This window comes from Luteibacter sp. P1_D3 (assembly GCF_056406135.1).
Genome location: NZ_JBFUAT010000029.1, coordinates 90,588 through 114,545 on the forward strand (window position 1 = coordinate 90,588; position 23,958 = coordinate 114,545).

Annotated in this window: 17 protein-coding genes; 13 read left to right on the top strand and 4 right to left on the bottom strand. The window is 65.6% G+C overall.

From position 1 onward, the window contains the following. Nucleotides 1-54 precede the first annotated feature (54 nt). From hutI to AC1DYM_RS17390, 3 genes are read right to left on the bottom strand one after another with little or no spacing between them, the layout of a single operon-like run. The gene (gene hutI / locus AC1DYM_RS17380) at nt 55-1,293 is read right to left on the bottom strand and encodes an imidazolonepropionase (protein ID WP_477340446.1); all 1,239 of its coding nucleotides are present in this window, start codon (nt 1,291-1,293) and stop codon (nt 55-57) included. Beyond that, complete coding sequence (locus AC1DYM_RS17385) at nt 1,290-2,645, bottom strand: chloride channel protein (protein ID WP_477340448.1); 1,356 nt, start codon at nt 2,643-2,645, stop codon at nt 1,290-1,292. The genes hutI and AC1DYM_RS17385 overlap by 4 nt, the downstream gene beginning before the upstream one ends. After that, nucleotides 2,642-4,213: a GNAT family N-acetyltransferase gene (locus tag AC1DYM_RS17390; RefSeq protein ID WP_477340450.1), complete on the bottom strand. Its 1,572-nt coding sequence runs from the start codon at nt 4,211-4,213 to the stop codon at nt 2,642-2,644. The genes AC1DYM_RS17385 and AC1DYM_RS17390 overlap by 4 nt, the downstream gene beginning before the upstream one ends. A gap of 54 nt (nt 4,214-4,267) precedes the next feature. Here AC1DYM_RS17390 and AC1DYM_RS17395 point away from each other — a divergent pair, with 54 nt between their 5' ends. Further along, entirely contained in the window at nt 4,268-5,629 is a 1,362-nt protein-coding gene (locus tag AC1DYM_RS17395; RefSeq protein WP_477340452.1) for a formimidoylglutamate deiminase, read from the top strand. Here the strand turns inward: AC1DYM_RS17395 and AC1DYM_RS17400 are convergent. After that, nucleotides 5,593-6,021 carry a hypothetical protein gene (locus tag AC1DYM_RS17400; RefSeq protein ID WP_477340453.1) on the bottom strand — a complete coding sequence of 143 codons (429 nt, stop codon included), beginning with the start codon at nt 6,019-6,021 and terminating at the stop codon, nt 5,593-5,595. The genes AC1DYM_RS17395 and AC1DYM_RS17400 overlap by 37 nt on opposite strands. Before the next feature lie 321 nt (nt 6,022-6,342). Between AC1DYM_RS17400 and asnB the strand changes: the two genes are divergently transcribed. The 12 genes from asnB to treS form a co-directional block, all read left to right on the top strand. Then, nucleotides 6,343-8,013 (top strand): asparagine synthase B, encoded by a 1,671-nt coding sequence (asnB, locus tag AC1DYM_RS17405; RefSeq protein ID WP_477340454.1) that lies wholly within the window; start codon nt 6,343-6,345, stop codon nt 8,011-8,013. A 161-nt stretch (nt 8,014-8,174) separates the two neighbouring features. Continuing rightward, a protein-coding gene (gene prfB, locus AC1DYM_RS17410) for a peptide chain release factor 2 (protein ID WP_125903080.1) occupies nt 8,175-9,300 on the top strand; the annotation gives its coding sequence in 2 pieces (ribosomal slippage) (nt 8,175-8,249 and nt 8,251-9,300; 1,125 coding nt in all). A gap of 57 nt (nt 9,301-9,357) precedes the next feature. Further along, nucleotides 9,358-10,890 carry a lysine--tRNA ligase gene (lysS, locus tag AC1DYM_RS17415; RefSeq protein WP_477340456.1) on the top strand — a complete coding sequence of 511 codons (1,533 nt, stop codon included), beginning with the start codon at nt 9,358-9,360 and terminating at the stop codon, nt 10,888-10,890. An 80-nt stretch (nt 10,891-10,970) separates the two neighbouring features. Beyond that, a complete protein-coding gene (locus AC1DYM_RS17420) occupies nt 10,971-11,666 on the top strand; it encodes a hypothetical protein (RefSeq protein WP_477340458.1) in 696 nt (231 codons plus the stop codon). A 49-nt stretch (nt 11,667-11,715) separates the two neighbouring features. Continuing rightward, nucleotides 11,716-12,450: a hypothetical protein gene (locus AC1DYM_RS17425; RefSeq protein WP_477340460.1), complete on the top strand. Its 735-nt coding sequence runs from the start codon at nt 11,716-11,718 to the stop codon at nt 12,448-12,450. Nucleotides 12,451-12,502: 52 nt separating this feature from the next. Continuing rightward, nucleotides 12,503-12,802 (top strand): YciI family protein, encoded by a 300-nt coding sequence (locus AC1DYM_RS17430; RefSeq protein ID WP_046980791.1) that lies wholly within the window; start codon nt 12,503-12,505, stop codon nt 12,800-12,802. Beyond that, nucleotides 12,799-13,062 (top strand): BolA family protein, encoded by a 264-nt coding sequence (locus AC1DYM_RS17435; RefSeq protein ID WP_477340463.1) that lies wholly within the window; start codon nt 12,799-12,801, stop codon nt 13,060-13,062. The genes AC1DYM_RS17430 and AC1DYM_RS17435 overlap by 4 nt, the downstream gene beginning before the upstream one ends. 146 nt (nt 13,063-13,208) lie before the next feature. Continuing rightward, the gene (gene smc / locus AC1DYM_RS17440) at nt 13,209-16,709 is read left to right on the top strand and encodes a chromosome segregation protein SMC (protein ID WP_477340465.1); all 3,501 of its coding nucleotides are present in this window, start codon (nt 13,209-13,211) and stop codon (nt 16,707-16,709) included. Nucleotides 16,710-16,731: 22 nt separating this feature from the next. Further along, nucleotides 16,732-17,820 carry a cell division protein ZipA gene (gene zipA, locus AC1DYM_RS17445; RefSeq protein ID WP_477340467.1) on the top strand — a complete coding sequence of 363 codons (1,089 nt, stop codon included), beginning with the start codon at nt 16,732-16,734 and terminating at the stop codon, nt 17,818-17,820. Then, on the top strand, nt 17,820-18,458 hold the full coding sequence (locus AC1DYM_RS17450) for an FMN-binding negative transcriptional regulator (protein WP_477340469.1): 639 nt from the start codon (nt 17,820-17,822) through the stop codon (nt 18,456-18,458). Before zipA ends, AC1DYM_RS17450 begins: the two co-directional genes overlap by 1 nt. A 400-nt stretch (nt 18,459-18,858) precedes the next feature. Continuing rightward, complete coding sequence (locus AC1DYM_RS17455; protein WP_477340471.1) at nt 18,859-22,131, top strand: maltotransferase domain-containing protein; 3,273 nt, start codon at nt 18,859-18,861, stop codon at nt 22,129-22,131. Nucleotides 22,132-22,134: 3 nt separating this feature from the next. Next, nucleotides 22,135-23,958: maltose alpha-D-glucosyltransferase (treS, locus tag AC1DYM_RS17460; protein ID WP_477340473.1), on the top strand; the 1,824-nt coding region annotated here is incomplete at its 3' end.

Consider the following 23,958-nt stretch of genomic DNA (forward strand, 5'->3'; position numbering starts at 1 on the left):
CTTAGGCGAGACCTTCTCGCCTATCGATGGAACAATTCGGAAAAATCGTGCGGATTACGTCGCGTCGGGACGCTCGCCGGCCACCCGCACCTCGCGTAACAGATCGCCACCGATCCAGTAGCAGAGTTCCGGCAAGTGACGGATGTTCCAGATCGCGAGATCGGCGCGACGGCCGGCCGCAAGGATGCCGCGGTCGTCGAGCCCAAGGGCGCGCGCGGCATGGACCGTGGCGCCGCGCAGCGCTTCTTCGGGGGTCAGGCGAAACAGTGTGCAGGCCATGCCCATGGCAAGGCGAAGCGACAGCAGGGGCGAGGTGCCGGGGTTGAGATCGGTGGCCACCGCCATCGCCACGCCGTGGCGGCGGAACGAGTCGATCGGCGGCGGGCGTGTGTCACGCAGGGCGTAGTAGGCGCCAGGCAGCAGTACCGCCACGGTCCCCCCTTCGGCCATGGCGCGCACGCCTTCTTCGCTGGTCCATTCGAGGTGGTCGGCGGAGAGGCCGCCATAACGGGCGACCAGCGCCGCGCCGCCCAGGTCGGACAACTGCTCGGCGTGGAGCTTCACCGGCAGGCCCAGTTCACTCGCCTTGCGGAAGAGTCGTTCGGTTTCGGCGTGGGTGAAGCCGATGCCCTCACAAAACGCGTCGACGGCGTCGACCAGTTCCTCGCCGGCCAGGGAGGGCAGCATCGTGTCGCAGACCAGGGCGACGTACTCGTCGCGTCGCCCCGCGTATTCCGGCGGCAGGGCATGCATTCCCAGGAAACTGGTGCGCACGTCGATACCCAGTTCGACGCCGATGCGGCGCGCGACGCGCAGCATGCGCCGCTCGGCATCGGGCTCGAGGCCATAGCCTGACTTGATTTCAAGCGTGGTCACGCCATCCGCCAGCAAGGCCTTCGCGCGCGGAAGGGACTGCTGCAACAGCTCGTCCTCGCTCGCCGCGCGTGTCGCGCGCACGCTGGAGACGATACCGCCGCCAGCACGCGCGATGTCTTCGTACGAAGCGCCCTCGAGGCGCTGTTCGAACTCCTGCGCGCGGTCGCCGCCGAACACCAGGTGGGTATGGCAGTCGATCAGGCCGGGCGTCACCCAGGTCCCGGGCAGGGATTCGACCCGGTGCGCCAGCGCATGAGGATCGCCCGCCAGATCGCTACGGGGGCCGGCAAACGTGATAACGCCATCGCGCCAGCCGATCGCGCCGTCCGCGATGGCTCCGTAGGGCACGCCATTGTCGACGAGGGTGGCGAGGCCGACGTCCAGCAGCAGGCCATCCCAGCGGTCATCGGTGGTCATGCGGGTGTCGCTCCTTCGGTGAGGGGAGTGTCCCGACGCACGCGTTCTTCCTCGTAGCGTTCGATGAGTACGTCGGCCAGGGCCTTGTACACGGGAACACGGCAGACCAGGCCGGAGACGGCGCGCGCCAGCAGGCACGCGGCCATGATCGGTAGCGCCATCTGGTGATTGGCCGTAAGTTCCAGCGAGATCACCACGGCCGTCAGCGGGGCCTGCGTCACGCCGGCAAGATACGCCGCCATCCCCAGCAGGACGACGGCCGAGGTATCCGCACCAGGCAGGAGCTGGGCGATATTGCCGCCGAGCCCGGCGCCAACGGCGAGCGCCGGCGAGAAGATGCCGCCGGGAATGCCGGCCCACGAGGACGCGATGTTACCGAGGAACTTCAGTACGCCGAACAGGGGGCCGGTGTCGCTGTGGCCCTGCAGGATGTCGCGTGCCTGCGCATAACCCGTGCCGTAAAGTCCGTTCGCGCTGAGCAGGCTCAGCAGCACGAGCGCCAGGCCGCAGACGGCCGCGAACACCACGGGCTGGCGGGCACGCAGCCGTCCCATCGCGCCACGAAACCCTGTCGCCGACGGGATGATCAGGCGCGCGAACAGGCCGCCGGCCAGTCCGCCGACGACGCCGGTGAGCAGCACGGCGATCCAGGCGCGGCCCAGAGGCAGCGCGGCGGTGATGTCGCCGAAGTAGGCGTAGTTGCCGACGAGACCCAGTGAAACGACGCCCGCCACGACGATGGCGGTGAGCAGCGTGCCGCTGATGCGATGCTCGAACGTGCCGGACATTTCCTCGATGGCGAAGACGACGCCGGCCAGGGGAGTGTTGAACGCCGCAGCAAGGCCGGCCGCGGAGCCGGCAAGGATGAAGCGGCCCGCTGCCGTGGGATCGTCGAATCCGAACCGTCGACCCATGGAGTACAACAGGCCGGCGCCAATGTGCACGGTCGGGCCTTCGCGGCCTACCGACGCGCCACCGAGCAAGGCGGCGAGCGTCAGTGCCATCTTGCCGGCAGCCACCTTGAGCGAGAGCAGACGCGCACGGAAGTTCTCGTCTTCGACTTTCAAAGCGGCGATGGCTTGCGGGATGCCTGATCCACGGGTCGCCTTCAGGGCACCCTGGGTGAGCCAGCAGAGCAGGGCGAACGTCGCCGGCGTAATGATCAGTGGTACCCACCAGCCGTGCGATGCGACCACGTGGAACAGACCGAAGGCGAAATCCGCGGCTTTCGCGAAGAGCACTGCGGCGAGACCTACCACGATGGCGCCGGACCAGAAAAGAATGCGGCGACGCCACTGCTCGGGCGAAAGCCAGTCGTGCTGGCCGAAGGCCCGGAGCCGGTCGAAGTTCATTTGCCCTCCGGCATGCGCGACCAGCGCACCTGGTAGAGATCGAAACGACGATCCTTGAGGTTTTGCACCGCMCCGGAGTTGCGTGCGCGGGCGAGGTTTTCCAGGCGTAGGTCAGCGAACAAGACAGTCTCGATGTTGGGTGTGGAATCGGCGGCGATGCCGTCCCGAGCGAAGGGCAGGTCGCTCGGCGTGAGGATGCAGCTTTGCGCGTACTGGATATCGAAATTATTCACGCCGGGCAGGTTGCCGACGTTGCCCGACAGCACGACATAACACTGGTTTTCGATGGCCCGCGCCTGCGAGCAGTAACGTACGCGCAGGTAGCCCGCGCGTACGTCGGTGCAGAACGGCACGAACAGGATCAGCGCCCCCTGGTCCGTCAGGTGCCGTGCGACCTCGGGAAACTCCGAGTCATAGCAGATCATCACGCCGATCGGGCCGCAGTCGGTCTGGATCGTCGCCGCCGTATCGCCGCCGGTGATGTTCCAGACGTTGCGCTCGCTGGGTGTGGGATGCAGCTTCTCGCGCTCGTGGATCGAACCGTCGCGCAGGCAGACGTAGCAGACGTTATGAATGTCGCCGTTGGGCTGGCGCGTGGGGTGGGAGCCGCCGACGATGTTGATGTTGTAGTGCACGGCCAGGCGATGGAACAGCGCCTTGACCTCGTCGGTGTACTCGGAGAGGCGCCTTATCGAATCCACCGGCGACAGTTCGGCGTTTTCGATCGACAGCAGCTGCAGGGTGATCAGCTCGGGAAAGGCGACGAAGTCCGCATCGTAGTCGGCGGCGATATCGACGAAGTACTCGACCTGGGTGGCGAACTCGGCGAACGAGCCGATGCGTCGTTGCTGGTACTGCACCGACGCCACGCGCACCGAGTCGGGCAGGCGGTGGCTTTGCGATACCTTCGGCGTATCCGGATGATCGTGCAGTTGCGGGTTGCGCCAGATCAGGTGCGCCGCGTAACCCAGCGATTCATGGTCGGAGGGCACGTATTCACGCAGCAGGCCGATGACTTCGAAGCCGTTGCGCAGCTGGAAACTCAGCGTGGCGTCGCGGCGGCTGCCGTCGACCACGGCCTGCACGTAGCCTTCCGCGCTGCCGTAGCGACCGATCGCGCGGGCCAGCCCCGGCATGCGGCCGCCAAAGACGATGCCGCGCAGTTTCAGGTCGGTGCACACGCGTTTGCGCGCCATGTACAGCCGCTGCCCGATACGCATGCCGCGGTAATCGGGATGGACCACGATCTCCATCCCGTAGAGCCAGTCGCCCTTGGGATCGTGACGCGAAGCGAATCCGCCACCGGTGATCTGCATCCAGGTGTGCGGCGCCAGCGCCACGGCTTCGTTGATGCGGAACGTGGCGCAGAACCCGACGATTTTCCCCTCGTACTCGACCACGAACTGGCCTTCGGGAAAGTGGGTCTGCTGGCCCTGCAGCATTTCCGCCGAGTGGCCCCATTCAGGCGTGTAGACCCGGGCGGTGAGGGCGACCAGTTCGGGCACGTCAGTCGGACGCGCCAGACGAAGCAGCAGCTTCGGCGATTGAGCGGCGATGATCTCGGTCATTCCCGCATTATGCCCGTCGGTTACCATGCCCGCTGGATCTCACAGGACGCCCCCATGTCGCCGACCCCCTTGACCGCGGATTTCCTCTGGCAGGACGGTAGCTGGCATGCGGGCGGGCCAGGCCTGTCGATTTCCGGCGCCCGCTTTGCCCCGGCACCCGCTCTGGCTGGCGGCGAACGTGTAGGTCGCTTCGTCCTGCCGGGCATGCCCAATCTCCATTCGCACGCCTTCCAGCGGGCGATGGCCGGCCTGGCCGAGCGGCGCGGCCCGGGGGAAGACAGCTTCTGGACCTGGCGCGAAACGATGTATGCCTTTGCCGAGGCGATCGATCCGGACGACCTCAAGGCGATCGCCACCCAGCTCTACATCGAGATGGTGAAAGCGGGCTATACGCAGGTCTGTGAATTTCACTATCTGCACCACGGGCCGCGCGGCGTGCATTACGCCGAACCCGCGGCGATGTCGCTGGCATTGATCGAGGCCGCCAAGGAGGCCGGCATCGGGCTGACCCTGCTGCCCGTGCTCTACATGACCGGCGGCTTCGACGGCCGCCCGCTGAACGAGCGCCAGCAGCGCTTCCGTCACGACGTCGGCCAGTACGTGGCCTTGCTCGAGCGGCTGGCCCCGTTGCAGAACGACATGCTGCGCCTGGGCATCGCGTTGCACTCGCTGCGCGCAGTACCGGAGGATGCCATGCGCGCCCTGCTGGCCAGCGGCGTGTGTCGTGAATTGCCGATCCATATCCATATCGCCGAACAGCTCGGTGAAGTGCAGGACTGCCTTGCCGTGCGCGGCGCGCGCCCGGTCGAGTGGCTGCTCGACCACGCTGAGGTCAATTCGCGCTGGACCCTCATCCACGCCACGCATCTCACGCCGCACGAAACCGATCGCCTCGCCAGGAGCGGCGCCGTCGCGGGCCTGTGCCCGACCACGGAGGCGAACCTCGGCGACGGATTGTTCCCGCTCGCGGCCTTCATCGATGCGGGCGGTACGCTGGGTATCGGCTCCGACTCGCATATTTCCGTGTCGCCGGTGGAAGAACTACGCTGGCTCGAGTATGGCCAGCGTCTGATCACGCGTCACCGCAACGTGGCGGCGCGGCGACCGGAAGAGAGCGTGGGCACGGCGCTCTGGCAGCGTGCCCTGCAAGGCGGTGCGCTCGCCGCCGCCACGGATATCGCACGGCTGGCCGACGGTGCGCGTGCCGATCTTCTCGTGCTCGACGATCGTTCACCGCTGCTCGCGGCGCGTGACGAAGCCGACGTGATCGACAGCTTCCTGTTCGCCGGCAATACGCCGCTCGTGCGCGATGTGATGGTCGGCGGCCAGTGGCGCGTGCGCGACTTCTCGCACGCAGCCGAACAGTCGGCCGCCGAGGCCTACCGTGTCGTGGTCGAGAGGTTGGCCGCGGCTTGAGACGCAGGGCCTGACGGGCACTTCGACTTGCCGTAAAGACCTTCCGCGGAAGGTTCGTTACGCTTCGCCGCCTCGGGCGAGGCGTACACCGTGACGCCGAGATCGCAATGGTTTTCGCGAAGGGTGAATCGGACCGTGTCCATGCGTGTCGGCGGCGCGTCGTCGAGCGTGCACGTGCTGCCTTTCGCCAACCGGATCGTCACGCTGTTGTCGCTGCTGTCGACGACGTCGAAACCCGCGTTGGCGCAGCCTTTCCAGCTGAGCGTGTTTTTGCCAACGCTGAGCATGTGCAGGCCGATGAAGGCGTTGCTGTAGGGCTCCCAGTCGCCGGTCAACCAGGCGGGCGTGGGCTGGGCACTCGAGAGCAGGGCCAGGGCAAGGAGGGGGTGCATGGGAGATCCTTCGCATAGGGCTTCGCAAGGATCGCCGATGAATCGGCTCCTACCAAGCAAACGTGGCCCGCCTGGTAGGAGCCGATTCATCGGCGAACGGGTGCTTGCATCACCCTCCCAATCATGCTCTATTCGATCCATGACCCGCCTCACCGCCAATAACGCCAACACCAATAATCCCCGGAACCTCGGGAGGGTCGGCGTGTAGGCGGTTTCAGCGAAAGCACCCCACACACGAAAGGCCCGCCCTCACCAGGCGGGCCTTTTTCTTTGCGCCGTTTCATCAGCGACTTCCAGTGACCGACCAGGAGTGACAAGGCCATGTGTTCGATCTTCGGTATGTTCGGCCTTGCGGCCGGCGACGACCTGATTGCCCTGCGTACGCAGGCGATGGAGCTTTCCCAGCGGCAGCGCCACCGCGGTCCGGACTGGAGCGGCGTCTACGTCGACCAGGGCGCGATCCTCGTGCACGAGCGCCTCGCCATCGTCGACCCGGCGAGCGGCGCCCAGCCACTTCGTTCGCCCGAAGGCGATCTGGCGCTGGCAGTGAACGGCGAGATCTACAACCACCGCGAACTGCGGGCAGCCAGTGACTACGCTTTCACCACGGGCTCCGATTGCGAAGTCATCAATGCGCTCTACCGCGCCGAGGGCGCCGGGTTCCTCGGCAAACTCAACGGCATCTTTGCTTTCGCGCTATGGGATGCGGGCCGCCGTCGCTTCCTGATCGCGCGCGACGCGCTCGGTGTGTGCCCGCTCTACTGGGGTCACGACCGGGCAGGGCGCCTCTGCGTGGCCTCGGAAATGAAGTCGCTGGTCGGCGTGTGCGCCGACGTGGCGCCGTTTCCCCCGGGCCACGTCTACGACAGTGAGACGGGCGAAGCCGTGCGTTACTGGACGCCGGCATGGCGCGACTACGACGCCACCGCGGGGCGAACGATCGAGCCGAAGGACCTTCGCGCCGTGTTCGAAGCCGCCGTGCATCGGCAGATGATGACGGACGTGCCGTATGGCGTGCTCCTTTCCGGCGGCCTCGATTCCTCGCTGGTCGCCGCCGTTGCTGCGAGCTTCGCGCGGCGCCGTATCGAGGAAGACGATCGTGGCGAAGCCTGGTGGCCGCGGCTGCATTCCTTCGCGATCGGCCTGGAGGGCTCGCCGGACCTCAAAGCCGCCGAAGTCGCTGCCGAGGCCCTGGGTACCGTGCACCACGGCTTCCGCTACACCTTCGAGGAAGGCCTCGATGCCTTGCCCGAAGTCATCCGGCATATCGAAACCTACGACGTCACCACGATCCGCGCCTCCACCCCGATGTTCCTGCTTGCCCGGCGGATCAAGGCGATGGGGGTGAAGATGGTGCTGTCCGGCGAGGGCTCGGACGAGATCTTTGGCGGCTACCTGTATTTCCACAAGGCGCCTTCGGCCCGTGCGTTCCACGAGGAGACCATCCGCAAGCTGGATGCGCTGCACTATTACGACTGCCTGCGCGCCAACAAGTCCATGTCCGCCTGGGGTGTGGAGGCGCGCGTGCCCTTCCTGGATACGGAGTTCCTGGACATCGCGATGGCCTTCGACGCCGAGTCGAAAATGGTCGCACGCAAGGGCATCGAGAAAGGCATCCTGCGCGAAGCCTTCGAGGGCGCGCTTCCCGAAGAAATCCTCTGGCGGCAGAAGGAGCAGTTCAGCGACGGGGTGGGCTACGGCTGGATCGACGGGCTCAAGGCCCACGCCGAGGCGATGGTCTCCGACCGCGAGTTCGCGGCGGCAGGTGCCCGGTTCCCCCACAACACCCCAGCGACCAAGGAAGCGTTCTTCTACCGGACCCTGTTCGAAAAGCACTTCCCCGGCGAGTCCTGCGCCGCGACGGTGCCGGGCGGCAAGTCGATCGCCTGCTCGTCACCGGCGGCGCTGGAGTGGGACCCGGCCTTTGCCGCAGCAGCCGATCCATCGGGCCGGTCCATCCGCGGGGTCCACCAGGAGGCCCTCCCGGCCTGACAAATACTGTGGGAGAGAGCAGGGTGCCGCAAGCACCCGTTCGCCGATGAATCGGCTCCTACTGAAGTGACGGTGTGCTGCGGTGCGGCGCAGGGCGGGATTTGTTAGGATTGGACGCTTTAGCCGGCGCGTCCCGCGCCGCACCAGCAGGCAAGCCAACCATGATCGAGACCAATCCGATCCTCGCGCAGATTGCGGACCTTACGGGCCGCGTCGAGTCGCTTAGGGGGTATCTTTGACTACGCTGTCAAGAAAGAACGCCTCGAAGAAGTAACCCGCGAGCTGGAGAATCCCAAGGTATGGGATGACCCCAAGCGCGCCCAGGAGCTGGGCCGCGAGCGTTCGCAGCTCGACGGTATCGTCACCGGCATCGACGAGATGTCCGGCTCGCTGGCCGATTCGAAAGAACTGCTCGAGATGGCCGCCGCCGATGGCGACGACGACACCGTGCAGTCGATCGTCGGCGATCTGGGCAAGATCGACGCCCGCGTGAGCAAGCTGGAATTCCAGCGCATGTTCTCGGGCGAGCTCGATTCCGCCGCCGCTTTCGTCGATGTCCAGGCCGGTGCCGGTGGTACCGAAGCCCAGGACTGGGCCGAAATCCTCCTGCGCATGTACCTGCGCTGGGCGGAATCGCGTGGCTGGAAAACCGAGATGATGGAAGTCAGTGCAGGCGACGTCGCCGGCATCAAGTCGGCCACCTTCCGCGTCGAAGGCGACTACGCCTATGGCTGGCTGAAGACCGAGATCGGCGTGCATCGCCTGGTCCGCAAGAGCCCGTTCGACTCCGACAACCGCCGGCACACCAGTTTCACCTCGGTGTTCGTCTCCCCGGAAGTCGACGACAACATCGAGATCGACATCAATCCGGCCGACCTGCGCACGGACGTCTACCGTTCGTCCGGCGCCGGTGGTCAGCACGTCAACAAGACCGAGTCGGCCGTGCGTATCACGCATGTCCCGACTAACACGGTCGTGGCTTGCCAGACCGAGCGCAGCCAGCATGCCAACCGCGACCGCGCGATGAAGATGCTCAAAGCCAAGCTGTACGAGCTGGAAGTGCAGAAGCGCAATGTCGAGCGTGATGCGCTGGAAGCGACCAAGTCCGACATCGGCTGGGGCAGCCAGATCCGCAACTACGTGCTCGACCAGTCGCGTATCAAGGATCTTCGCACCGGTCTTGAACGCACCGACACGCAGAAGGTGCTCGACGGYGATCTCGACGGATTCGTCGAAGCCAGCCTGAAGTCCGGTCTCGAAGCCGGCTCCAAGCGACTCGATGCCTGATGTTCCCGGGGGCGCAAGCGCGCCCCCGTTCTCTTTCAAAGAAGCCAGAAGCACACCATGACCGACGACACCAGCGCCGATACTCCCGTCACCGCCGCCGAAGAGAACCGCCTCATCGCCGAGCGTCGCGAGAAACTCAAATCGCTGCGTGCGCAGGGCATCGCTTATCCGAACGACTTCAAGGTAGACAGCTTCGCGGGCGACCTGCAGGCCGAGTTCACCGACAAGGATACCTGGACGGCTGAAGCCATCGAGGGCACGCCGCGTCGCGTGACGGTCGCCGGTCGCATCATCCTGATGCGCGGGCAGGGCAAGGTCAGCTTCGTGCAGATGCAGGACGGCACGGGCCGCATCCAGCTCTTTGTCCACCAGGGCACCCTGGGTGAGGAAGGCTACGACGCGTTCAAGCGCTGGGACCTCGGCGACATCGTCGGCGCGGAAGGTGTCCTTATGCGCACCAAGACCGGCGAGCTGTCGGTCAAGGTCGATGCGATCCGCCTGCTGACCAAGTCGCTGCGTGGCCTGCCGGACAAGCACCACGGCCTGGCCGATGTCGAGCAGCGCTATCGCCAGCGCTATGTCGACCTGATCGTCACCGAAGAGTCGCGTCGTACCTTCGCGCTGCGTTCGAAGATCATCAGCCATGTGCGCCGCTGGCTCGAAGCCGAGCCGCGTCGCTTCATGGAAGTCGAAACGCCGATGATGCACGTGATCCCGGGTGGCGCCACGGCGCGCCCGTTCACCACGCACCACAATGCGCTCGACATCCCGCTGTTCCTGCGCGTGGCGCCGGAGCTTTACCTCAAGCGCCTGGTCGTCGGCGGCTTCGACCGCGTCTACGAGATCAACCGCAATTTCCGTAACGAGGGCGTGTCCACCCGGCACAACCCCGAGTTCACGATGCTCGAGCTGTACCAGGCGTACGCCACGTACCACGAGATCATGGACATCACCGAAGGCATGATCCGCACCGCGGCAGCCGATGTCGTCGGTAGCACGGTGATCGAATGGGACGGCGCGACGATCGATGTCGGTCCGGCGTTCCGTCGCTGGCGCATGGAAGACGCCGTGCTCGAGCTCAATCCCGAGATCAAGCCGACCGACCTCCGTGATCGCGAAACCATGGCTGCCCACGCGAAGCGCCTCGGCATCCACGTCAAGCCGGGCTATGGTTGGGGCAAGCTCCTGCTGGAAGTGTTCGAGGCGACGGTCGAGCACACGCTCATCCAGCCGACCTTCATCACCGACCACCCGGTCGAAGTCTCGCCGCTGGCGCGCGAAAGCGACACCGACAAGGGCATCACCGATCGCTTCGAGCTGTTCATCAATGGCAAGGAACTCGCCAACGGCTTCTCCGAGTTGAACGACTCCGAAGACCAGGCCGCACGCTTCCAGGCCCAGGTGGACGCGAAAGACGCTGGCGACGACGAGGCCATGCACTTCGACGCCGACTACATCCGCGCGCTCGAGGTTGGCCTGCCGCCGACCGGCGGTCTCGGTGTCGGCATCGACCGCCTCGTCATGCTGCTGACCGGCTCGGCGTCGATCCGCGACGTGCTGCTTTTCCCGACCATGCGCCCCGAGGCATGATTGGCGCCTGTTAAGTAGCCAGGCCGCCCCGGGGTGGGGTGGGCCTGGTGGTTTCCGTCCCACCATCGAAAGGACTCGTCATGCGCCTCCGCTTCGCGGTGCCGTTGCTCACGTTTGCTGTCGTTCTCCTCACCGGCTGCGGTCCGGCCGTGATCAAGCCGCCGATTCCGTTGGAGCAGTCGCTGCTTCCGGCCACCATCTACGTTCCGGATTGTCCCTCCGAGGGTGGCTTCAGCGGCTTCATGAACGCGGCCGACGGTGCGATGGGCCAAAGCGCGTGCCGCGCGATGGCCGCTGCTCTGGTCGAGAAGGCCCAGGGTCTGGATGGCAAGGTGAAGTTCGTTGCCTATAAAGTGGACCTTAAGGCGCCCAAGCCCGTCGAGCCGGATACAAGCGTGGAAGCGTCGAACGGTAGCCGCTACCGCATCGTGCTCAGGCCTGCCTCATCGTCTCGCATCAGAACCGACCGTATTTCCTACGTCGCTGCGACCGAGATGTTCACCGTGCTCGATATTGCTACCGGTACGCGCGGCTGGGCCACGGTCGAAGCCTCGCCCGGCGGCGTGCCCGGCGCAACGAAGGCGGCGGAGACGATTATCGCGGGCGTTCGCGGACCTCGTTGCGAAGTGCTGAATTCTTTTTCGGCGCGTACCGCGTTCCACGTCCTCGGCGAACCGAAGTGCACGACGTTCATGCTCTATCCGTCGCACCGTGACGACGATGATGAGGATGAAGACGACGAGGCGAAGGACAACAAGCCCGCGAAAGCGAACTGACGCAGACGCGAGGTACACCCATTCCATGGCCTCACAGAAGGGATTCTCGATGCAAAGCCGTTCGTTGCTTGCCGCGCTGTTCGTTGGCGCCTCGATCCTGCTCGCCGGATGTGGCGAAGCCGTCAAGCGGGCGCCCGTGCCGCTGGACCAGCCGCTGACGCCGTCGACCATCTATCTACCCACGTGTCCGCCGAACGAACACACCGGGCTTTTCGACAGCCGCGCAGCCCAGGACTTCGAGTTCGGGCGCAGAAGCTGCGAAGCGATGGGCCTCGTCCTGACCCGTGAGCTCGAACCGCTTTTCGACAAGGTGCGGATCGTGCAGTACACGCCTTCCAAGGAAGCTGACCGATTCGCCGTCGAGCCTGACAAAGCCACCGAAGCAGCGAACGGCAGCCGCTACCGGATCGTCCTGATGCCGGCCTACGCCTCTCGCACCCGGACGCCGGGCGTGCAGCAGTACGGCAAGGTGGAGAAAGAAGTGTCGACATGGCTGGACTTCGCGGTCTTCTCGACCGCGACGGGCCAGCAGATCGGCACGGCCTCGCTTTACTCGATGAATGGCGGCCCCGCTGGCGCACAGGAGATCGGGCACCTGATCGCGCTGGGGGTGAAAGGACCCCGTTGCCAGGCATTGAACAAGTATTCGATGCGTGCGTTCAGCCATGCGTTCGACGGCTGCCAGTCGTTCGCCCTGTATCCCGTCGATGCGGAGCAGGCTGAGGACGACGACGCCAGGGCCGACGCCAGGGCGCCGGCTCCCACCACGGCAAAACCGAACTGACGTCGGCCCCCGTCCGCCGATACAATGCGCGGTCTACTGAGCGGAGCGACCCATGTTCTACGCCATCACCGGTATCGATCACCCGAACTCCCTGGAAGGCCGTCGCGCGTCGCGTCCGGCGCACCTTGCCCGCCTTTCGGCACTCAAGGAAGAAGGGCGTCTGAAGCTGGCTGGCCCGTTTCCGGCCATCGACGCCGAGGACCCGGGTGAGGCCGGCTTCACTGGCAGCCTGATCGTGGCCGAGTTCGAAAGCCTCGAGGCCGCGCAGGCCTGGGCCGATGCCGATCCGTATATCGGTGCGGGTGTCTACCGCGAGGTCACCGTCCGTCCGTTCAAGGTCGTCCTGCCGTGACTGTCGAGAAAGTCGAGCGGATCCGCCAGCTGCTGACCGAGGCCCTGGCCCCGGTCGCGCTGGATGTGATCGACGAGGGGCACAAGCATGCGGGCCATTCGGGTGAAGGGAAGGGGCATTTTTTCGCCCGTATCGTCAGCCCCGCCTTTGCCGGAAAAAACCCGATCGAGCGGCACCGTATGGTCTACGCTGCACTGGGCGACATGATGCCGGACGGCATCCACGCCCTCGCGATCGAGGCAAAAGCTCCCGGTGAGTGATCGTTAGGCCGAAAAACAACGGGTTAGCGCTTTAACCTCATGCTGCTTCGCGTATTGCGCACCCCGCCCCCCTTTGGCAAAGTGATCGATCAGCCAGGGGGTGGCTCCCGAACGGAGSCCTCGGCCGCGTCCCAACGGAAACCATAATGCGTCTGACCACGATCAAGCTGGCGGGATTCAAGTCGTTCGTCGACCCCACCACGCTGCACCTGCCCACCAATATGACCGGCGTCGTCGGCCCTAACGGCTGCGGCAAGTCGAACATCATCGACGCCATCCGCTGGGTCATGGGGGAATCCGCCGCCAGCCGCCTGCGCGGCGATTCGCTCACCGACGTGATCTTCTCCGGCTCCAGCGCGCGCAAGCCGGTGGGCCAGGCCACGGTCGAGCTCATCTTCGACAACAGCGACGGGACCATCCAGGGCGAGTACGCGAGCTTCGCGGAAATCTCGGTCAAGCGCATCGTCAGCCGCGACGGCCAGTCCTCGTATCACCTCAATGGCGCGCGCTGCCGTCGCCGCGACATCACCGACCTATTCCTCGGCACGGGCCTGGGCCCGCGCAGCTACTCGATCATCGAGCAGGGCATGATCAGCCAGATCATCGAGGCGGCGCCGGAAGAACTGCGCACCCACCTCGAGGAAGCGGCCGGCATCTCCAAGTACAAGGAGCGCCGCAAGGAAACCGAGAGCCGCATCAAGGCCACGCGTGAAAACCTCGACCGCGTCCGCGACGTGCGCGACGAAGTCGAAAAGCAGCTCGACCACCTCAACCGCCAGGCCCGTGCGGCCGAGCGCTGGAAGGCCTTCAAGGAAGAGCACACCCATCGCGAAGCCGAACTGCGCGCCCTCGAATACCGCACCTTGCATCGCCAGCACGAAGGCGAGGGCTCGGGCCTGCGTGAGGCCGAGCTGGAGATCGACAAGCACCTTGCCGGCCAGCGCCAGATCGAAGCGCAACTGGAGACCGTGCGTGAGCGTCACCAGGGCGCCAGCGAGCATCTGAACCAGGTCCAGGCCGAGGTCTACAAGGTCGGCGCCGAGATCGCGCGCGTGGAACAGCAGGTCCGTCACAACCGCGACCTCAGCGAACGCCTCACTCGTTCGCGCGCCGACACCGAGCGCGAGTTCGAGGAACTGCAGGGTCACATCACCGCCGACCGCGAGCAGGTGGAAACCCTGCGCATGGCCCTGGCCGAAGGCGAGCCGAAGCTCGAAGCGCTGCAGCAGATCCAGGACGAGACCGGCGAAGCGCAACGCGCCACCGAGACCAAGCTGGCCGACTGGCAGCAGCGCTGGGATGCGCACACCCGCGGCGCCTCGGAATCGAGCCGTGCCGCCGAAGTCGAGCGGACCAAGCTGGCCTACCTGGATCGACAGACCGTCGACCTGTCGCGCCGTAAAGAGGCGCTAGAAACCGAGCAGCGCGCGACCGACGTCGCCGCGCTCAACGCTGCGTCCGAGCAGCTGGATATCGAACACGATACGCAACGCGAGCGCGTCGAAACGCTCGGCGGCGTGCTCGACCAGCACAAGGTGTCGTACGAGCGCGTCCTCGACGAAGAGCGCCAGGTGCAGTCGTCGCTCAACGAGGCCCGCCAGCAACTGCAGACCGCGCGTGGCCGCCAGGCCTCGCTCGAAGCCCTGCAGAGCGCTGCGCTGGGCCAGGAAGAGACCGCGGCGAGCGGCTGGCTGGCACGTCTGGGCCTCGACCGTTCACGCCGTCTCGGCGAGTCGCTCCAGGTCGATGCCGGCTACGAGTCCGCGGTGGAAACCGTCCTCGCCGGCGTGCTCGATGGCGTGCTGGTGGACGCCATCGGCGCCTTGACCCCTGAATTCGAAGCCCTCGGCAATGCCGATGTGGCGCTGTTCGCGAAAGAGCAGGTCGGCCCCGGTGCTGCCGGCACCCTGGCTGCCTATGTGCGCGGTCCGGTCGCCGCGATGGCGCTGCTGGGGAATGTCTTCGTCGCCGACTCGGTCGAGGATGCCGCGGCACGTGTTTCCTCGTTGGCCCCACACCAGTCCGTGATCACGCGCGACGGTGCCTGGATGGGTCCGGGTTGGGCGCGCGTGCTGCGCGCGCAAGGCAACCAGGTCGGCGTGCTCGCCCGCGAGCGCGACATCCGCCAGCTCGCCGAACAGATCGAAACGCTGGAGGCTTCCAGCGAAGAATGGACCGAACAGCTCGAGACGCTGCGCACGCGCAAGTTCGAGACCGAACGCCAGCGCGACGACGCACAGCGTGATCTCTACGCGGCCCATCGCCGGCTCTCCGAGCTGGCCGGCCAGTTGCAGAGCCACCGCGGCAAGATGGAAACCGCTCGCGCCCGCGCCGAGAAGGTCGGTGGCGAGATCAGCGTCATTCTTGAGCAGGTGGACGAACTCGCTGGCCAGACGCGTGACGCGCGCTCGCGCCTGGACGAGGCCGTCGGCCTGATGGGCGATCGTGAAGACGAGCGCCGTGGTCTGGAGAACGAGCGTCGCGAACTGCTCGAGGCGCGCGAGGAAGCGCGCATCAATGCACGCGAAGCCGCCGATCAGTCGCACCAGCTCGCCCTGGGCATGGAATCCAAGAGGGCAGCGCTCACCTCGCTCGAGCAGGCGCTGGCCCGCCTCGACACGCAGTTGCGCCAGGTCACCGCGCGCCGTGACGAGATCGACCAGCAGCTCGCCGCCGGTTCCGACCCCATCGCCGAACTCGAGGAAGAGCGGCAGACCTACCTCGATCAGCGCCTGCTGGTCGACAAGCAGTTGGTCGAAGCGCGCCGTGCCCTCGAAGACTGCGACGCCGAGTTCCGCCGCCTCGAGCAGGAACGGCAGCGCACCGAACACGTCCTCAACCAGGTCCGCGAGAACGTCTCCGAGAAACGTCTCGCGGCGCAGGCCCTGCAGCTTCGCGCCGAACAGCTGGCCCAGGCGATCAAGGCGTCGGGCCTCGAGCTCGAGGCCCTGTTGACCGAACTGGCCGAAGATGCCGAGCCCGAGCGCTGGCAGCAGCAGTTGGTCGACCTGTCACAGAAGATCGCCCGCCTCGAGCCGGTCAACCTCGCCGCCATCCAGGAACACGCCGAGCAGTCGCAGCGCAAGGAATACCTCGATGCGCAGCTGGCCGATCTGGTCAGCGCCATGGAAACGCTGGAAGGCGCGATCAAGAAGATCGACCGCGAGACCCGCCAGCGCTTCAAGGAAACCTTCGATCGCGTCAACGCGGGTGTGCAGGAGCTATTCCCGCGTCTGTTCGGCGGTGGACACGCGTACCTCGAACTCACCGGCGACGACCTGCTCGACACCGGCGTGGCGATCATGGCGCGGCCGCCGGGCAAGCGCGTCAGCAACATCACGCTGCTCTCCGGTGGCGAGAAAGCGCTCACCGCCGTGTCGCTGGTCTTTGCCATCTTCGGCCTCAATCCCGCCCCGTTCTGCCTGCTGGACGAGGTGGATGCGCCGCTGGACGAAGCCAATGTCGGGCGCTTCTCGGCCATGGTCCGTGAGATGAGCGAGAAGGTGCAGTTCATTTTTGTCAGCCATAACAAGGCCACCATGGAGGCCGCGTACCAGCTGTGCGGCGTTACCATGCGTGAGCCGGGCGTGTCCCGCCTGGTTCAGGTCGACCTCGCCGAAGCGTCCAAGCTCGTTGGCGTGGCTTAAGCACTAAACAAGGAATCGAAGCATGAATCCCGTCATCGGCCTCGCCTGGAATCCCGCAGTAGGCATCCCGATGCTTTTCGTCGGCGTCGTTGTCCTTGTGCTGATCTGGCTGTTCGGCCAGCCGCGCAAGGAGCAGCAGGGCCGTCGCAAGCCCGTGCCAGAGGCACAGGAGCGTTCGCGCGAGCGCCGCGAACCTGTCTTCAACGACGAGGGTGAAGAAATCGCGGACGGCGGTGAATCCTTCAGCGCCCGGGACGATCGTTCCTACGACACGCGCGACGAGCGCGAATTCAGCGCCCGCGACGACGAAGCCAACGACCCGCTGTTCCGCCCCTCGCCCAAACAGGGCGAGCTGGATGTCGACCTGCGTGCCGAGCTGGAACGCCTGGGCGCGTCGCTGTCCGGCGATCGCGGGGCCATCCATCCGCCACAGGCTCGCGACGAAGCCGCCACACCGGTCGCGCCGCCGCCTTCACCACAGCAGCGTGTCGAACCGCGCTTCGATCTGCCGTTCGACCTCGACGAACCCGTTGCCGCGGCGCCCGCACCGGCCGCTCGGCCGGCTGCACCGGCTCCCGCACCGATCCCGGCTCCTGCTCCGGCGCCTGCCGCGCCGCCGAAGGCTCCGCCGCGTTCGGATCTGGGGCGGCGTCCGTCGCACGCGCCGGTCGAGCGCATCGTCAGCCTCTACGTCGTTGCTCGCGAAGGCAGCAAGTTCCATGGCTCCGACCTCGTCGTCGCCGCGGAAAAGGCCGGCCTCGAATTCGGTGACATGGGCATCTATCACCGGCTGGTCGACGGTCACCCGGAACAGGGTCCGATCTTCAGCGTGGCCAACCTGACCAAGCCTGGCAACTTCGACATGGGGCGGATTGCCACCCTGCAGACCTCGGGCCTGTCGTTCTTCATGGCGCTGCCGGGTCCGGCACCGGCGCTGGATGCCTGGGATGCCATGCTGCCGACGGCGCAGCGCCTGGCCGAACTGCTCGACGGCCTGGTTCTGGACGAGGAGCGCAACGCGCTCGGTCGCCAGCGCATCGCGCATATCCGCGACGAACTGCGTGGCTGGGACCGCGGGCACGAAGGCGAAGAGATCAAGTTCGGCCAGTAATGTATACGCCGAAGACCTTCGTCGAATCGCGCCTGCCGGTACTGCACGAGGCGATCCGTTCGATCGCCTTCGGCACCCTGGTCACGGCAGGCGAGGGTGGCATCGAGGCGAGTCATCTTCCGTTCGTACTCGTGCCGGACGAGGGTCCGCTGGGTACGCTGTACGCCCATGTGGCCCGGCCCAATAACCACGTAAGCCGTCATGGCGGCGAGGTACTGGCGATCTTCGCCGGCGCCCACGCTTACATCTCGCCCAACGGCTATCCAGGCAAGGCCACGCATCACCGCGAAGTGCCGACCTGGAACTACATCGCGGTCCACGCCTATGGCCGCGTGGAAACCTACGACGATCCCGCACGCCTTCGCGCCCATCTGGTAAGCCTCACCGACCAGTCGGAACACGCTGCGGCGCAGTCCGTGCCATGGAAGGTCGACGACGCCCCCGACGACTATGTCGCCGCGAACCTCCGCGCCATCATCGGTATCCGCCTGCCCATCGATCGTCTCGAAGGCAAGTGGAAGCTCGGCCAGAACCGTCCGGTCGAAGACCGCCTCGGTGCCGCCACGCTCCTCGCTGAACGCCCCGGCGACGACGAGCAGGCGATCGCCCGGGCGATGGTCGATAGCACCAAGAGCTGATGCTGTCAGTGTGGGAGCCGCTTCAGCGGCGATGAAGACAGGTAGGAGCCGATTCATCGGCGAAAAACCAACGGAGCGGAGACGCCGAGAACCTCGGAGTTATCCGAAAGCCGGGAGGGGCAAGGCCCTTGGGGCCGCCGGCGCAGCTCTTCGAGGCGGGCGGTAGCTGTTCGCTCGGCGTATGCCGCTCGAGACATGCGTCCGCGCAGCGGACGGTCCGCAGGAAAGCTGTGACGAAGAACTCACCTGCACAGCGTAACTCCCGCAAAAACCCACGTATTCACACTGCCGCAACACCCGTCTGCGTCACTGTGAATGCCTTCGCGTGTCCGGGTCCATTGGCACGACGCATACATCCGACCCGGCATGCTTGTTCCACCCCCAGAGGAACACGAGAGACATGTCGGCAAGCATGCGTGCGCCCCTATGCATTTATTACCTGCATCCCCTGCTTGCAGGGCCGATGACCGCTTGGAATCCCTGGATCGAGCATGCGGCCTCGCTGGGCTTTCGACAGCTGCTGATCGCACCGCCTTTCGAACCCTCGGCCTGCGCTGACGTTTTCGTCACGCGGGACTTCGACCGGCTCAATCCCTCGTTGGGCGCCGATGGCGATGCCACCACACGGCTGGGCCAGATCGCCAAGGCGTGCCGGGCGCAGCACGTGGAGTTGTGGCTGGACGTGTCACTGGATGAACTGGCGTCGGATTCGCCGCTGCGCGGAGAGCATCCGGACTGGTTCCGGGCGATCGCCGCCCAGCACGGCACGCCCGATCCGCGTTGGACTCCGAGCGAAAGCGACAGCGCCCGCTGGCGATTGAATGACCCCACCGTGGCCGATGCCGCCACCCAATGGTGGATCGACCGCCTCCGACGATGGACGGCGGTCGGCGTCGCCGGCTTCCGCCTGATGCACCCGCAGCGGCTCCCCGCATCGCTTTGGAAAACCCTGATCGATGCCGTTCATGAGGGTTCGCCCGACGCGGGCTTTCTCGCCTGGACGCCGGGAAGCACGCCCGAGGAATTGGCTTCGATGCAGGGCGCGGGCTTCGATGCCGTGGTGTCGTCAGCCAACTGGTGGGATTTTCGTGCACCCTGGTACGCCGAGGAGGCGGCCCGCCTGCAGGCGATCGCGCCGGCGCTGGCCTGTACCGAAGCACCATTCGCCACTCGCCTGGGCGATGAACTGGGTGAGGAAAACCAGCTCGACCATGCGTATCGCCGCGCCATCGCGTTCGCTGCGACGGCGCCGGGTGGATGGATGATGCCGGTAGGCTTCGAATTTGCCGCGCACGATGCCCTTGATCCAAGGCGGGGCGCGGCGATCACTCCTGCCGACCTGGCGGCGGGCGCCGTCCTGGATGTTACTGCGACCGTCAAGGCGGCCAATGCCGCGGTCGGTGAGCGCATCCACGGCGTGCCGACGATGGCCACGGGCAAGGGCATTGCTACCTTTCTTACCGTGGACGGCGCGGATCCGCGCACGGCCACGCGCGCCACGCTCACCCTGGTCAACGCCTCGCTCGATCGCGAAGCGCCGCTGACCGCCGCCGACGCCTTGATCGGCGACGCGTCCCACTTCGGTCCCTGGACTACGCCCGACGGCCGCAAGGTCTTCGATGAAGGCGACGGTGTCGTCCTGCATCCGGGCGCCGTACTGACCTTGACCGCCCATGCGGGCGCGCCTGTGAAACGCAAGATCGGCGCCACCGCCCATAAGGAATTCATGCAGTCTGCTACGAAAGCCCCGCGCATCATCATCGAAGCCGTCCAGCCCGTCGTGGATGGCGGTCGTTTCCCCGCCAAACGCATCGTCGGTCAGGCTATCGATGTCAGCGCCGATATCTTTGCGGACGGCCACGATGTGCTCGCCGCGCGTCTGCGCTACCGCGCCCTGGATGAGAAAGCCTGGCGCGAAGTCGTGCTCGAGCCCGTCAACAACGACATCCATACGGCGCGCTTCACACCGACCCGCATGGGGCGCTACGAGTTCCAGATCGAGGCGTGGCGCGATCCGTTTGCGACCTATCGCCACGAGCTCGAGGTAAAACACGCCGCCCACGTGCCCATCGGCCTGGAGCTGGAGGAGGGCAGGCTGCTCGTCGAGGCACGCGCGAAAGACGCGGCTGGCGCAAAAGCGAAGGGTTTGCGCAGCCTCGCCACGGCGGTCGCACGCAGCGACGGCGACGAGCGCCTCGAACTTCTGCTTGCCGAGAGCACGCTGGCCCTGATGACGGCGACGGATCCCCGCCTCCGTTCGACCCTCACCGAGACCTTCCAGCTCGAGATCGACCGCCGCGAAGCCGGATTCGCCAGCTGGTATGAATTGTTCCCCCGGTCGATGACCGACGACAAGGCGAAGCACGGCACATTCCGCAGCACCATCGCGCGCTTGCCGGCCGTGCGCGACATGGGCTTCGACGTGCTTTATTTCCCGCCGATTCATCCGATCGGTACCGCGTTCCGCAAAGGGCCGAACAACACGCTCACACCCGGTCCGGACGATCCGGGCAGTCCGTACGCGATCGGCTCGCCCGACGGCGGCCACACCGCGCTCCATCCGCAGCTGGGCACGATCGAGGATTTCCGTGCGCTGCGCGACGCCGCGCACGAACACGGCCTGGAGCTTGCGCTCGACTTTGCGATCCAGTGCTCGCAGGACCACCCCTGGCTGAAAGAGCATCCGGAGTGGTTCGACTGGCGTCCCGACGGGAGCATCCGCTACGCGGAGAATCCGCCGAAGAAGTACCAGGACATCGTCAACGTCGACTTTTATGCCGAAGGCGCGATTCCCTCGCTGTGGCAGGCGCTCTGCGACGTGGTGCTGTTCTGGGCCAACGAGGGCATTCGCACGTTCCGTGTCGATAACCCGCATACCAAGCCATTCCCGTTCTGGGAGTGGATGATTGCGCGGGTGCGTGCAAAGTACCCCGACGCGCTGTTCCTCTCCGAAGCATTCACCCGGCCCAAGCCCATGTACCGTCTGGCCAAGGTGGGCTTCAGCCAGTCCTATACCTATTTCACCTGGCGAAACTCGAAGCAGGAGTTCGTCGATTACCTCACCGAGCTGACGACCACGCCGCCGAAGGATTTTTTCCGGCCGAACTTCTTCGTCAACACGCCGGACATCGATCCTTACTTCCTGCAGACGTCGGGGCGGCCGGGATTCCTGATCCGCGCCGCGCTGGCGACCACGCTTTCGGGTCTCTGGGGCATGTATTCGGGCTTCGAGATCTGCGAAGCCGCACCGATGCCGGGCAAGGAGGAGTACCTGGATTCGGAAAAGTATGAAATCCGCGTCCGCGACTTCAATGCCCCGGGCAACATCGTTGCCGAGATCACCCAGCTCAATGCCGTCCGTCGTGCGCATCCGGCGCTGCAGAGTCATCTGGGTGTGCGCTTCCTGCCAGCGAACAATCCGCAGGTACTTTTCTTCGAAAAGCGCTCGGGCGACGACATCGTGCTGGTGGCCATCAGCATGGATCCGCATAACGCCCAGGCCGCCGACCTTTCGCTACCGCTGGGCGACTGGGGCTATGCCCCCGACGCGCAGCTGGATATCCACGACCTGCTTCATAACCAACCCATCGCCTGGCGCGGCGCCGATCAGCATGTGTGGCTAGGCCTCGGCCAGCCCTATGCGATCTGGCACGTGCGGCTACCCGGAGTCTGATCCATGGCTACACGCGCCAAAGCAAAGAAACAGGCCGCCGCTCCCGACTTCTCGAGCGATCCGCTCTGGTACAAGGACGCCATCATCTACCAGGTGCATCTGAAGTCGTACTTCGACTCCAACGATGACGGTGTGGGTGACTTCCAGGGCCTGATCGAGAAGCTCGACTACATCGCGGAGCTGGGCGTCAACACGCTGTGGCTCCTGCCGTTCTATCCCAGCCCGCGTCGCGACGATGGCTACGACATCGCCGAGTACAAGGCGGTGCACGAGGACTACGGCAAGCTCGCCGACGTGAAGCGCTTCATCAATGAAGCGCATGCGCGCGGCCTGCGCGTGATTACCGAGCTGGTCATCAATCACACCTCCGACCAGCATCCCTGGTTCCAGCGCGCACGCGCGGCAAAGGCGGGTTCGGCGGCGCGTAACTTCTACGTCTGGTCGGATACCGACCAGGCCTACGACGGCACGCGCATCATTTTCCTCGATACCGAGAAGTCGAACTGGACCTGGGATCCGGTCGCCGGCCAGTACTTCTGGCATCGCTTTTTCTCGCATCAGCCGGACCTGAATTTCGACAACCCGGCCGTCCTGAAGGCCGTGCTCGACGTCATGCGTTTCTGGCTCGACATGGGTGTCGACGGCCTGCGCCTGGATGCCGTTCCTTACCTGATCGAGCGGGAAGGGACGAACAACGAAAACCTTCCCGAAACGCACGACATCCTCAAGGTGATGCGCGCGGAGATCGACCAGCATTATCCCGACCGCATGCTTCTTGCCGAGGCCAACCAGTGGCCGGAGGACACGCAGGACTATTTCGGCAACGGCGACGAATGCCACATGGCGTTCCATTTTCCGCTGATGCCGCGCATGTACATGGCGATCGCGCGCGAAGACCGCTTTCCGATCACGGACATCATGCGGCAGACGCCGGCGATCCCGGAGAATTGCCAGTGGGCGATCTTCCTGCGCAACCACGACGAGCTGACGCTCGAAATGGTGACGGATAACGAGCGCGACTACCTGTGGCAGACCTACGCCGCGGACAAGCGTGCGCGCATCAACCTCGGCATCCGCCGGCGCCTGGCCCCGCTGCTCGAGCGCGATCGTCGTCGTATCGAGCTGATGAACGCGTTGTTGCTGTCGATGCCCGGTACGCCGGTGCTCTATTACGGCGACGAGATCGGCATGGGCGACAACATCCATCTCGGCGACCGTGACGGCGTGCGTACCCCGATGCAATGGTCGGTCGACCGCAACGGCGGTTTCTCGCGCGCCGATCCGGCCAGCCTCGTGTTGCCGCCGATCATGGATCCGCTCTACGGCTTCCAGGCGATCAATGTCGAAGCCCAGTCGCGCGATCCCCATTCGCTGCTGAACTGGACGCGCCGCATGCTCGCCGTGCGCAAACGCTACAAGGCCTTCGGTCGCGGCACGCTCAAATTCCTCTATCCGGGCAACCGCAAGGTGCTGGCGTATCTGCGCGAGTTCGACGGCGAACACGTGCTCTGCGTGGCGAACATGTCGCGCTCCCTGCAGGCCGTGGAACTGGATCTCGCCGCGTTCGATGGCCAGGTGCCGATCGAAATCATGGGTGGGTCGTCGTTCCCACCCGTGGGACAGCTGCCATACCTGCTCACCGTGCCGGCATACGGCTTTTACGCGTTCCAGATCTGCCCGAACGCGCAGATGCCGGAGTGGCACGAAATCCCTGCCGAACCGATGCCCGATTACGAGACCCTGGTGGTTCGCGGAGCCCTGGTCGAAGGCCCGGTGATGGCGCATCACCGTGGCGTTATCGAAAAGCAGGTGCTGCCGACCTACCTC